Origin of the sequence: Polyangium sorediatum, from assembly GCF_029946465.1 — a bacterium.
Lineage (GTDB): Bacteria > Myxococcota_A > Polyangia > Polyangiales > Polyangiaceae > Polyangium > Polyangium fumosum.
Genome location: NZ_JARZHI010000017.1, coordinates 73,756 through 87,056 on the forward strand (window position 1 = coordinate 73,756; position 13,301 = coordinate 87,056).

At 69.7% G+C, this 13,301-nt stretch carries 3 protein-coding genes (1 of these 3 running past the window's edge); all 3 read left to right on the forward strand.

The features are described from left to right. Tightly spaced (each overlapping or abutting the next), the 3 genes in view from QHF89_RS20560 to QHF89_RS20570 form a layout consistent with a single transcriptional unit that may run on beyond the window. Positions 1 to 8,181, forward strand: coding sequence for a type I polyketide synthase (locus QHF89_RS20560; RefSeq protein ID WP_284720730.1), 8,181 nt, complete (start codon positions 1 to 3; stop codon positions 8,179 to 8,181). Continuing rightward, positions 8,178 to 12,971, forward strand: coding sequence for a type I polyketide synthase (locus QHF89_RS20565; protein ID WP_136966521.1), 4,794 nt, complete (start codon positions 8,178 to 8,180; stop codon positions 12,969 to 12,971). The genes QHF89_RS20560 and QHF89_RS20565 overlap by 4 nt, the downstream gene beginning before the upstream one ends. After that, positions 12,968 to 13,301 carry the 5' end (the start) of an SDR family NAD(P)-dependent oxidoreductase gene (locus tag QHF89_RS20570; RefSeq protein ID WP_136966520.1) on the forward strand. Its footprint extends 6,293 nt past the window's final position, so the window shows 334 of its 6,627 coding nt (coding positions 1–334); the start codon lies at positions 12,968 to 12,970; its stop codon lies beyond the right edge, outside the window. The genes QHF89_RS20565 and QHF89_RS20570 overlap by 4 nt, the downstream gene beginning before the upstream one ends.

Here is a 13,301-nt window from a genome sequence, read left to right on the forward strand (position 1 = left end):
ATGACTCCACCCAACGCAGAGAACCTTTCGGCCTGGCTGGTCTCCCGCCTCGCCGAGCTTCGGGGGATCGATCCGCGGACCATCGACCCACGCGAGCGGTTCCATCGCTACGGGCTCGACTCCCTCGGCGCGACGAAGCTCATCGCGGATCTGGGCAAGCACCTCGGCCGTAGCCTCTCGCCGACCCTCGTATGGGAGCACGCGACCCCCGCGTCGCTGGCGAAGTTCTTGACGACCTCCACGGGTTCGTCCGTGGCGCCGACGTTGTCCGCGCGCCCGCCGCCGATGCCGCCGCGAACGACGTCGCCGGAGAACGAGCCCATCGCCATCGTGGGCATGGCGTGCCGGTTCCCCAAGGCGCCGGACCTCGACGCGTTCTGGCGGCTCTTGCACGACGGCATCGACGCGATCACCGAGGTGCCGCGGGACCGCTGGGACGCGGCGGACCTCTACGATCCGGACACGGCCGCCACGGGCAAGCTCAACACGCGCTGGGGCGGCTTCCTCGACCACGTCGACACCTTCGACCCGCAGTTCTTCGGCATCTCGCCGCGCGAGGCGGTGCAGATGGATCCGCAGCAGAGGCTCGCGCTCGAGCTCTCGCTGGAGGCGCTCGAAGACGCCGGGATCCCGCCGCCCACGCTGAAGGGCAGCCGCACGGGCGTCTTCGTCGGCGCGCTCTTCCTCGACCACGCGCTCCTCCAGGATCGCGCGGGGCGCGAGTCGATCACCGCGCACACGAGCACGGGCGGCGCCTCGTGCATCATCGCGAACCGCATCTCGTACGCGTTCGGCCTCCAGGGGCCGAGCATGACCGTGGACACGGCGTGCTCGTCGTCGATCGTCGCCATCCACCTCGCCTCGCAGAGCTTGCGCAGCGGCGAGACGGGCATCGCGATCGCGGGCGGCGTGAGCTTGATGCTCGTGCCCGAGACGACGATGGGCTTCACGCGGCTGAACGCGATGAGCCCCGACGGCCGCTGTCGCGCCTTCGACGCCCGCGGCAACGGCTACGTCCGCAGCGAGGGCGCCGGGCTCGTGATCCTGAAGCGCCTCTCGGACGCGCTCCGCGACGGCGACCGCATCTACGCGATCGTGCGCGGCAGCGCCGTGAACAACGACGGCGCGAGCAACGGCCTCACCGCGCCGAACCCGCTCGCCCAGCAGTCGATGCTGCGGGACGCGTGCCGCGCGGCCGGCATTGCGCCGGCGGACATCCAGTACGTCGAGGCGCACGGCACCGGCACGCCGCTCGGGGATCCGATCGAGGCGGGCGCGCTTGGGGCGGTGATCGGCGTCGAGCACCCGCCGGATCAGCCGCTCTGCATTGGGTCCGTCAAGACGAACGTCGGGCACCTCGAAGCGGCCGCGGGGATGGCGGGGCTCATGAAGGTCGCGCTCGCGATGCAGCACGACGCGCTGCCCCCGAGCCTGCATTACCAGTCGCCGAACCCGAACATCGACTTCCCTCGGCTGAACCTGCGTGTCGTCGCGAAGGTCGAGCCTTGGCCTGCGCCCGAGGGCACGCTGCGCCGCGCGGGCGTGAGCTCGTTCGGGTATGGCGGCACGAACGCGCACGTGATCCTGGAGAGCATGGCTCGCTCGACGGCGAGCGTCGCGCTGATCGAGGCGGGCGCGCCGGAGGCGATGGGCGCCTCGATCGGGCTCGCGCTCGAATCGATCCGAGGCGAGGAGGTGATCGCCGGGCGGGTCTTGCGTGGCCCTCCGGCCGGCCTGGGCCAGCGGCTCGCGGTCGTGGCGAGCACGAAGAGCGGCCTCGAAGCGCGGCTCGTCGAGGCCCGCGGCGGCGCCGAAGGGCGCGGAATTTTCCGCGGCGCAGCGCGCGGATCACGCCGCGTCGTGTGGGTGTTCTCGGGGCAGGGATCGCAGTGGGCGGGGATGGGTCGATCGCTCGTGCTCTCGGAGCCGAGCTTCCGCGCGGCGCTCACGCGGTGTGATCGTGTCCTCGGCCCGTTGCTCGGCTGGTCGGTGCTCGACGAGATCATGGCCGGCTCGACGCGCGTCGCCGCCGATCGCCTCGACGTCATGTGGCCCGTGCTCTTCGCGTTCCAGGTCGCGCTCGCGGAACTCTTGCACGACCTCGGCCTCGAGCCGGGCGCGGTGATCGGCCACAGCATCGGCGAGGTCGCGGCGGCGCATGTCGCGGGCGTGCTCTCGCTCGAAGACGCGGCGCGGGTCATCGCGCATCAGGCGACGCTCGTGCAGCGCTCGGCCGGTCAGGGGATGATGCTGCTCGCGGGCGTCGGCTGGGACGAGGCGCAGTCGATCGCCGCCTCCTCGGGCGGCCGCATCACCGGCGCCATCGCCGCGAGCCCGACCTCCACGGTCTTCTCTGGGGAGGGCGGCGCGCTCGCCACACTCGCGGCGTCCTTTGCGTCGCGCGGCGTCTTCGCCCGCCCGGTCAGCACCGGCGCCGCCGTGCATGGGCCGCAGATGGCCTACCTCACGGACGAGCTGCCGCCTTTGCTCACCGGCCTGCACCCGATGAGCGCGCGGGTCCCTGTCGTCTCGAGCCTCACGGGCGAGCGCATCCGCGGCGAGGACCTCGACGTCCGGTACTGGTCGCGGCAGCTCCGTGAGCCGGTTCTGTTCGCGAACGGCATTCAGCGCCTCCTCGACGACGGGCTCGCGGTCTTCCTCGAAATTGCGCCGCACCCCATCGTCAAGCACTCGATCGAGGAGTGCATTCGCCACGTGGACAAGCAAGCCACGGCGGCTGCGGTGGCGGCGCTCTGGCGCAACGAGGACGAGGGCCGATCGATCCGCGAGGCCGTCGGCCAGCTCTTCGTGCACGGCGCGAGCGTGCTGGATCGCAGCGCGGAGACCGAGGCGACCGAGACGGGCCACGTGCATCTCGTGCCGGTCTCGGGCCAGACCGAGTCGGCGATGCGGGACGCTGCGCGGCGCCTCGCTCACTACATCAACGCGTCGAACGGGATCGTGCTGCGGGACGTTTGCTACACGATGAGCGTTCGCCGCGCGCACCACCGCACGCGCGGCGTCGTCGCGGCGCGCACGCGGGCGGAGGTCCTCGACGGCCTGCGCGCGCTCGCCGAGGGGCGTGATCATCCTCTCGCGCGCGCGGGCGCGGTGCCGATCGGCGGCCGGCGCGGTCTGGTCTTCGTGTTTCCGGGGCAGGGCTCGCAGTGGGTCGGCATGGGCCGCTCGCTCTTCGTGCAAAAGCCCGTCTTCCGCGAGGCGATCGAGGATTGCGACGCGGTGATCCGGCGCGAGGCGGGTTTCTCCGTCATCGAGGAGCTCCTCGCGGACGAGACGCGCTCGCAGCTCGGGCGCATCGACGTCGTGCAGCCCATGCTCTTCGCGATCGAGGTCGCGCTCGCCGCGCTCTGGCGCGCGTGGGGCGTCGAGCCGGACGCCGTGATCGGCCACAGCATGGGCGAGATCGCGGCGGCGCACGTCGCGGGTGTGCTCTCCCTCGAGGACGCGGCGAAGGTCATTTGCCGGCGGAGCAAGCTCCTTCGCCGCGTCGCGGGGCTTGGCGCGATGGCGCTCGTCGAGCTCGCGATGGACGAGGCCGAGCGCGCGCTCGTGGGGTACGAGGACCGGCTCAGCGTCGCGGTGAGCAATGGCCCGCGCTCCACCGTGATTTCGGGCGAGCCGGCGGCGCTCGAAGAGATCGTCGCGAAGCTCGAGGGGAGCGGCGTGTTTTGCCGTCGGGTGAAGGTCGACGTCGCCTCGCACAGCCCGCAGATGGACGTGCTGAAGCAGGACCTCTCGGCCGCGCTCGCCGAGCTTCGGCCGCGGCCCGCGAGCGTCGCCATGCGCTCGACCGTGACGGGCGAGCTCGTCACGGGCGTAGAGCTCGATGGGTCGTACTGGGTGAAAAACCTCCGCGCGCCCGTCCTCTTCGGCAGGGCCGTCGCGAAATCGGCCGAGGAGGGACAAACCCTCTTCGTGGAGATCAGCCCGCACCCGATCCTCTTGCATTCGATCGAGGAGACGCTGCGCATGCTCTCGAAAGAGGGGGCAGCCATTGCGTCGCTCCGGCGCAACGAGGACGAGCGCCATTGCCTCGTCGACGCGCTCGGCGCGCTCCACGTGAAGGGCCACGATCTCACGTGGGGCAGGCTCTTCCCGCGCGGCGGCCGGTGCATTTCGCTGCCCACGTATCCGTGGCAGCGGGATCGTTACTGGCTGCCCGACGAGGTGAAATCGCGGATGCCGTCGTCGCGGCCGTGGCTCGCGCACGCCACTTCCCATGATCCCGCGGCGCACCCGCTGCTCGGGTCGCAGGTCCACCTCTCCGTCGAGCCCACGTTGCATTTTTGGGAGCAATCGCTGAGCACCACGGCGCTGCCTTACCTCGCGCATCATCGCGTGCAGAACGACCCCATCTTCCCCGGCGCGGGGTACGTGGAGATGGCGCTCGCCGCGGTCGTCGAGGTGCACGGCAAGGTCTCCGTCGCGCTCGAAGAGGTCACCTTCGATCGGATGCTCCCGGTCGGCAAGGACCCGGATCGGCGCGTCCAGTGCGTCCTCGTGGACGAGGAGCCGGGGCGCGCGTCGTTTCAGGTTTCGAGCCGCGAGGCGGGGGCGAAGACGTGGACGCGGCACGCGGCGGGCAAGGTGCGGACAGGCGTGGGCGCGCCGGGCGCGAGGATCTCGCGCGAGCGTCCTCGCGTGCTCCAGGCGCGTTGCCCGACGGTGGTCAACGCGGAGGCGTTTTATCGCCGCATGGAGGAAGGCGGGCTCTTTTATGGCCGGAGCTTCCGCGGCCTCGAACAGATGTGGCTCGGCTCCGAGGAGGGGCTCGCCCGCGTGTTCTTGCCGGCCGACGTGGCGGTGAATGCGGATCAATATCAGGTCCACCCGGCGCTGCTCGATGCCTGCTTCCAGACCCTCGTGCAGGTCCATGTCGCCTCGGAGACGGAGCCGCTCGGCACGTACGTGCTCTCGGGTGTGGACAAGATCCGGCTCCACCGTTCGCTCGGGCAGGAGGTGTGGGTTCATGCGCAGCTCCACCCGAGCGACGACAAGGTCAATCCCGCGGGTGACGTCTTCGTCATCGACGCGGACGGCCGGGTGCAGGCGGAGGTCCAGGGGCTCCGCATCAAGCGGCTGGAGAGCGGAAAATCGGCGCCTGCGAATGTGCTCGACGATTCTGTGTACACGATCGAGTGGCGCAAGAAGGACCTCGACGGCGAGTCGGTGCGGATCAAGTCGTCGGGCAACCCGGGCGCGTGGCTGTTCTTCGTCGACGAGGGCGGCACCGCGGCGTCCATGGCGTTTCTTCTGCTCGCGCGGGGCGAGACGTGCGTGCGGGTCCGCGTCGGGAGCCGGTTTGTCCGCCTCGAAGCGGGCCTCTTCGAGATCGATCCGACGAACCCCGAGCATTACCAGCGCGTCCTCCGCGAGGCGTTTGGCCGCGAGGTCCATTGCCGTGGGATCCTGCATCTCTTCGCGCTCGACGCGACCCCGTGGGAGCGGACCACGAACGACACCATCGAACGCGACGTCGCGAACGGCTGCCTGAGTGCGCTTTACCTCGTCCAGGCCGTGCTCCGGCAGGGGTGGCGTGACATGCCGCGCCTCTGGCTGGTCACGCGCGGCGCCCAGGCCGTGCTCTCGAACGGCACGCCGCTCTCCGTCGCACAATCGACGTTATGGGGCCTCGGCCGCACGATCGCGCTCGAGCACCCCGAGCTCGAATGCACGCGCATCGACGTCGATCCGAGCCGCAGCGCGGACGAGGCCTCGGTCCTGCTCCGCGAGATCTCGGTGCGCGACCGCGAGGATCAGATCGCTTATCGCAAGGAAGGCCGGTACGTCGCGCGGCTCGTGCACAGCTCATTCGACGCCGTCGGGGTTGTCAAGGCGAACGTGCCGCCCGAGCGCGCGAATGGCAGGCCATTCCGGCTGGAGAGCCTCGAAGTGGGGGTCCTCGATCAGCTCATGCTCCGCGAGGCGCCGCGCCGCCCACCAGGCCCGGGCGAGGTCGAGATCGAGGTCGAGGCCGCGGGGCTGAATTACGTCGACGTGATGAAGGCGATGGCTGCCTACCCCGGGACGGCCGGTGATGTCGCCACGCTCGGCCTCGAATGTGCGGGTCGTATCGTCGCGCTTGGCGAGGGCGTCGAGAACCTCTCCGTCGGCCAGGAGGTCGTCGCGTACGCGCCGGGCGCCTTCGCGTCGCACGTGACCACGCTCGCCGCCTTCGTGGCGCCGAAGCCTGCGAAGATCAGCTTCGCGGAGGCCGCATCCATTCCTGTCGTCTTCACCACCGTCTATTATGCGCTCAATCGATTGGCGCGCCTGGGTCACGACGAGCGCGTCCTCGTGCACACGGCGACGGGCGGGACCGGCCTCGCGGCGATCCAGATCGCGCGGGTGCTCAAAGCCGAGGTCTTCGCGACCGCCGGCAGCGAAGAGAAGCGGAAGTACCTGCGATCCATCGGCATCGAGCACGTCATGGATTCCCGCACGCTCTCGTTCGTCAGCGAGGTCATGGAGAGCACGTCCGGGCAGGGCGTGGACGTCGTGCTCAATACGCTGACCGGCGATGCCCGCACACGGAGCCTGGAGCTGCTCGCGCCATACGGGCGCTTCGTCGAGCTCAGCAAGCGCGACATCTACGAGAACAAACAGCTCGCCATCACGCCGTTGCGGCGCAGCGTCTCGTTCGCGTCGGTCGATCTGCCCGGCATGTCCGTCGAGCGGCCGTCGCTGCTCGGCTCGCTGCTGAACGAGGTGATGCAGCTCTTCGAAATGGGCATCTTCCAGCCCTTGCCCGTGAAGGTCTTCCCGGCGTCGGAGGCGAATGCCGCGTTCAAGCTGATGTCCGAGGCGAAGCACATCGGCAAGGTCGTGCTCGTCATGAATGAGCCAACGGCTGCGATTCTTCCCGTGGAGGAGCCGCGTCCCCGCATTCGCCCCGACGTGTCGTATTTGATCACCGGCGGCTTCGGCGGCCTCGGGCTCTCGCTCGCGCAGTGGATGGTGGATCAGGGGGCGCGGCACCTCGCGCTCGTCTCGCGCCGCGCGCCGGCGCCCGCTGCGCGCGAGGCCATCCGGGCCATGGAAAAGGCCGGCGCGCAGGTCCTCGTCGTCGAGGCCGACGTCGCCCGGGAGGATCAGGTCGCGGTGATGCTCGCGCAGATCGACCGCGCGCTGCCGCCTCTGCGCGGCGTCGTGCACGCGGCCGGCGTCCTCGACGACAGGACCTTGCTGGAGCTCGATGAGGAACGCTTCCAACGCGTGCTCGAACCGAAGGTCGCCGGAGGGTTCAACCTGCACGCGCGCACCCGGGACCACCAGCTCGATTTCTTCGTGTTGTATTCGTCTGCGGCCTCGCTCCTCGGCGCACCGGGCCAGGGCAATTACGCGGCGGCCAATGCCTTCCTCGACGCCCTCGCGCATGCGCGCCGGCGCAGTGGTTTGCCCGCGACGAGCATTCACTGGGGGCCGTTCTCGGACGTCGGCCTCGCCGCCGCGCAGGGCAATCGTGGCCAGCGACTGTCATATCGCGGAATCGAGAGCCTCACGCCGCAGCAAGGGCTCCTCGCGTTCGCCCGTTTGCTCGAACGATCCCCGGCTGAGGTCGGCGTCTTGCGCCTCGCCGTGCACCAATGGCTCGAATTCTACCCGCAGCTCGCGGGCAGCCCCTTCTGGTCCGAACTCCAGCGGGATCCGAAGACGACGACGGACCGCCCGGCGCCGTCGAGCCGCGTGTCGTTCAAGGGCTTGCTCGAGCGTAGGCCTCCGGCGGAGCGGCTCCCCGTGCTGGAAAAACACATCCTGGAGCACGTGGGCCAGGTGCTCCGTCTCGACGTCGGGCGCATCGACCGGCTCGCCTCGTTCACGAGCCTCGGAATGGACTCGCTGCTCAGCCTGGAGCTACGCAATCGGCTCGAATCGAGCCTCGGCGTGCGGCTCTCGGCCACGCTCCTGTTCACGTATCCGAACCCGGCCTCGCTCGCCGATCACCTTCTCGACCGGATGAGCCTCTCGCCCGGCCGGCGTCCCGGGGACACGGCGCCCCCGTCCATGGCGGCGCCGCGGGCGGAGCGCTCGTCGGCGCTCCCGGCGAGGCCAAGTGACCCGATCCGCGTGCAGTCGCCCAGGCACATTACGCAGTCGGAAGCCGAAATCCTGCTCGAGCTCGAGGAGGAGCTGGCTCGCTCGGAGGATTACCTCTCGTGACCACCAGACGCCCCGATGCCCCGCAGAGCATGACGACGCAGCACGACGACGACGCCCCGCCAGCGTCGGGGCTCTCGTCGATGCAGCGCGCGATCATGACGATCCAGAAGATGCGCGCGAAGATCGAGAACCTCGAGCGCGTGCGCGTCGAGCCGATCGCCATCATCGGCATGGGGTGCCGTTTTCCCGGGGGGGCGAACACGCCGGAGGCGTTTTTCGAGCTCTTGAAGCAGGGCGTGGACGCGATCACGGAGGTCCCGCCCGAGCGGTGGGGGCTCGACGTGGACCCGTCCACCGATCCGGAGGCGCGCGCGGTTCGCTGGGGGGCGTTCCTGCGCGACGTCGACCTCTTCGATGCTCGGTTCTTCAGCATCTCGCCGCGTGAGGCGTCGAAGATGGACCCGCAGCAGAGGCTCCTGCTCGAGGTCACGTGGGAGGCCCTCGAACGCGCGGGGCAGCTCCCCGAGCGCCTCGTCGGCAGCCGGACCGGCGTTTTTCTCGGCATCATGAACAACGATTATGCCGAGCTCTCCGCCATCGCCGGTATCGAGCAGGAGGACGCGTACACCACGACGGGCAATGGCCATTGTTTCCCGGCGGGCCGCATCTCGTACACATTCGGGTTTCAGGGCCCGAGCATGGCGGTCGACACCGCCTGCTCGTCGTCCCTCGTCGCGATTCACCTCGCTTGCCAGAGCTTGCGCAGCGGCGAGTGCAACATGGCGGTCGCGGGCGGCGTCAACCTCATGCTCGTGCCTTCGACCACGCGCAAATATGCTAGAACGCAGGCCCTGTCGCCCGACGGTCGATGCAAGACCTTCGACGCGACGGCGAACGGGTTCGTCCGGGGCGAGGGCTGCGGGATGGTCGTGCTCAAGCGGCTGTCGGACGCCGAGCGTGACGGCGACACGATCGTCGCGCTCATTCGTGGCTCCGCCGTCAACCAGGATGGACGCTCGACGGGCCTCACCACGCCGAACGTGCTCGCGCAGCAGGCGATGCTGACACAGGCGCTCGAGAGCTCGCGGATCGCGCCCTCCGACATCGGGTATGTCGAGACGCACGGCACGGGGACCTCGCTCGGGGATCCGATCGAGATGGAGGCGCTCACGCGCGTGTTCGGTCATCCCCGGGAGGCCGGCTCCGTGTGCGCGCTCGGGGCAGTGAAGACGAACATCGGGCACCTCGAGTCGGCCGCGGGGGTGGCCGGGCTCATCAAGAGCGCGCTCGTGCTTCAAAATGGGCTCATCCCGAAGAACATCCATTTCCGCACCTTGAATCCTCGCATCCAGCTCGACCGGACGCCCTTCGTGATTCCCACGGAGCCGCGACCCTGGCGGGCCGCGCTGAAGCGGCGCGTGGCGGGCGTGAGCTCGTTTGGCATGAGCGGGACGAATGCCCACGTCGTCGTGGAGGAGTTCGCGCAGAGCGCGGAGGAGGATCTCACCCCCGAGGCGAGTTCGTATCTCCTCCCCCTCTCGGCGAAGAGCCCCGAGGCGCTCCGGGCGCACGCGTCCGCGTTCCGCGATTACCTCACGAGCACGCAGGACGTCTCGTTTCGGGACGTCGTGCACACGGCGAGCTTGCGCCGGAGCCATTTCGAGTATCGCATCTCGGCTGTCGGCCGCACCCGGGAGGAGCTAGCGCGTTCGCTCGACGCGTTCCTGGGCGGCGAGGTGGGCGGGGGGCTCGCCACCGGAAAGTCCACGCCGGCGCGGGCGAAGGTCGTATTCGTCTTCTCGGGGCAGGGCGCGCAGTGGCTCGGGATGGGGCGGAAGCTCTACGAAGAGGAGTCGGCATTTCGATCGGTGATCGATTCGTGCGACGCTCTCCTCACCCCGCGGCTCGGATGGAGCCTGCTCGACGAGCTCGACACGACCGAGTCGATGTCGCGCTTGAACGAGACGCAGGTGGCGCAGCCGCTCATCTTTTCGATCCAGATCGCGCTCGTGGAGCTGCTCCGGTCCTGGGGGGTCGCGCCCGACGCGGTGATCGGTCACAGCGTCGGGGAGATCGCCGCTGCCTACATCGCCGGCATTCTTTCCCTGGACGAGGCGGTGCGCCTCGTCGCGATCCGCGGGCGGATCATGAACAAGGCGACGGGCCTCGGGAAAATGGTGGCGGTCGCGGCGAACCCCGACGTGGCGCGCCAGGCGATCGCCGGGTACGAGGACCGCCTGGGGATCGCCGCGGTGAACGATCCAGGCTCCGTCGTATTGAGTGGACAAACCGTCGCCCTCGACGAGGTCGTCGCGAAGCTCGAACGCGAAGGGGTCTCGTGCCGGCCGCTGCGCGTCAATTATGCGTTTCACAGCCCGCAGATGGAGCCGCTCGCGACGGAGCTCGTCGAGCGGCTCGTGCGCGTCACGGCGCGGCGAGCCACGCTCGCGATGTACAGCACCATCCTCTCCGAGTGCGTCGAGGGCAAGGAGCTCGACGCGCGGTACTGGGGTCGGAACGTGCAGGAGACCGTCCAGTTCGCGGGGGCCGTGGACGCCGCGATTCACGACGGATATCAGCTCTTTCTGGAGGTCGGGCCTCACCCGGTGCTGGCGGCGAACGTCGAGCAATGCCTTGCGATGCGCAAGGCGGCCGGGCTCGTCGCGTTCACCCTGCGGCGCAACCAGGACGAGCGCCGCTCGCTGCTCGAAGCGACGGGCGCGCTTTATACGCGCGGATGTGCGCCGGAATGGGCGAGGCTCGCGCCTAGCGGCGGAAAATGCGTCCCGCTGCCCACCTATCCCTGGCAACGGCAGCGGTATTGGCTGGAGCTCCCCGAGGACGCGCCGTTCGCCGCCGTGGGTCGGAAGGGGAAGAGCGACGCGCCGACCACGCAGAGCGCGCAGGACGATATAATCTTCGGGCTCGCGTGGCGCGCAGCTCCGGCGGCCGTCGATGCGAATTGCGCGTCGGCCCGCGTGGGCACCTGGATGGTCCTCTGCGACGAACGGGGGACGGGACGCGCGCTCGGTGCGATGATGCGCGCGCGAGGCATTCCCTGCGTGCTCGTCGAGGCGGGCGAGCGGTATGAGCGTGTCGACGCGACGACGTACCGGATCCAGCTCACGAGCGCCGAGGATCATGTCGAGCTCTTGAAGGCGGTCTTCGACGAGAACACCGTCTGCGCGGGCATCGTCCACCTGTTCGCCCTCGACGCGGTGCCGGTCGAGCGCGCGAGCGTGTCGACGCTGGAGGCCGATGGGGATCGCGTCGTTGGTAGCGCCTTGTTCCTCGTGCAGGCGCTCGTGCAGCGAGCCTTCCGCGAAGGGCCGCGGCTCGTCTTCGTGACCCGCGGGGCGCAGGCGGTCCTCGGCGACGTCGACGTCGTCTCTGTGGCCCAGGCGCCGCTCTGGGGGTTCCGCCGGACGCTCGCCCTCGAGCACCCGGACCTCGATGGAAAACTCGTGGACCTCTCCCCCGAGGTGGATCCCCTCGACGTCGAGCGTCTCTGCCATGAGCTCTTCGTGAACGACAGCGAGAGCGAGGTCGCGCTCCGCGGGGAGCTGCGTCACGTCGCGCGCATGACCCACAGTTCGTTCGACGCCGCGCCGGCGCGAGGCCACGCGGTTCATCCGGAGTCCTCGTACCTCATCACGGGCGGACTCGGCGGGCTTGGTTTGTCGGTTGCGCAATGGCTGGTGGCGCAGGGCGCCCGGCACGTCGCGCTCGTGGGCCGTCGTGCGCCCACGCCGGCGGCGCATGAGGCGATCGCGCGCTTACGCGAGGTAGGGGCAAACGTGGTCGTGCTGGAGGCCGACGTTTCCCGCGCGGCGGACGTCGATGCCGTCCTTGAGCGGGTACGCGCGGAGGCGCGACCGCTCGCGGGCATCGTGCACGCGGCCGGCGTCGTCGACGACCGGACGCTGCTCGACCTTTCACGCGACAAACTCGCGCGTGTGTTCGGACCGAAGATGCTCGGCTCGTGGAACCTGCACGAGCGTACGCGCGCCGAGCCGCTCGATTTCTTCGTGATGTACTCCTCGACGGCGTCCTTGCTCGGCTCGCCCGGTCAGGCGAATTATGCCGCGGCGAACGCGTTCATGGATGCGCTCGCGCACGCGCGGGTCGCCGCCGGATTGCCGGCGACGAGCATCCACTGGGGCCCGTTCTCCGACGTGGGCATGGCGGCGCTGCGCGACAATCGTGGCCAGAGGCTCTCCAGCCGAGGCCTCGAGAGCCTGACGCCGGAGGAGGGCGCACGAGCGCTCGGGCTGATCCTCGCGCGTCCGCGCGCCGAGGTGGCCGTCATGCGGTTTTCCCCGCGGCGCTGGCTCGATTTTTATCCGCAGGCGGCGGCCTCTCCCATGTTCGCGGAGCTCTCCCGCGAGCGCGGGGTCGATGCGGCGGCGTCGGAGGCGCGAAGGCGATTGCGGGAGGAGCTCGAGCGCGTGACGCCCGCCGAGCGGGTCGAACAGCTCGCGGCGCACGTCCTCGGCGAGCTTGGGAAGGTGCTCCGCCAGGAGCCTCGTCAGCTCGACCCGCGCGCGGGGTTCGCGAGCCTCGGCATGGACTCGTTGATGGGCGTCGAGCTGCGCAATCGAATCGAAGCGACCCTCGGCATCAAGCTTGCGGCGACCATGCTCTACACGTACACGAGTCCCACGGCGCTCATTGACCATTTGGCCAGCCAGTTCGCCGCGCCGCCGAAGCGCGCGGTCGAGGCGCCGGCCGCGCCCCCGGCGCCTTCGCCTGCCGCGGAGCCGGCGAAGGAGGGGGCCGGCGGCGAGGACGACCTGCTCTCCGCGTTCGATGCGTCGCTGCGTGAAATCGAGGAGCAGAAACTGCGATGAGCGGATCGGCATCCGTGGACGAATATCGCGCCCGGCTCCGGGAGGCGCTCGCGGTTATCAACGATTTGAAAGCGCGCGTCCAGGCAGCCGAGCGCGCGCGGGTCGAGCCGATTGCGATTCTTGGAATGGGGTGCCGGTTTCCCGGCGGCGGGGAGGGGCCGGAGGCCTTTCGCGAGGCGCTCCGCCGCGGCGTGGATGCGGTGCGCGAGATCCCGGCGACGCGCTGGCCCGCGTGGATGGTGCCGAAGGACCGACCCGAGGTGCGTCACGCAGCGCTCCTCGACGATATCGACGGGTTCGACGCCGCCTTTTTCGGCATCTCGCCGCGGG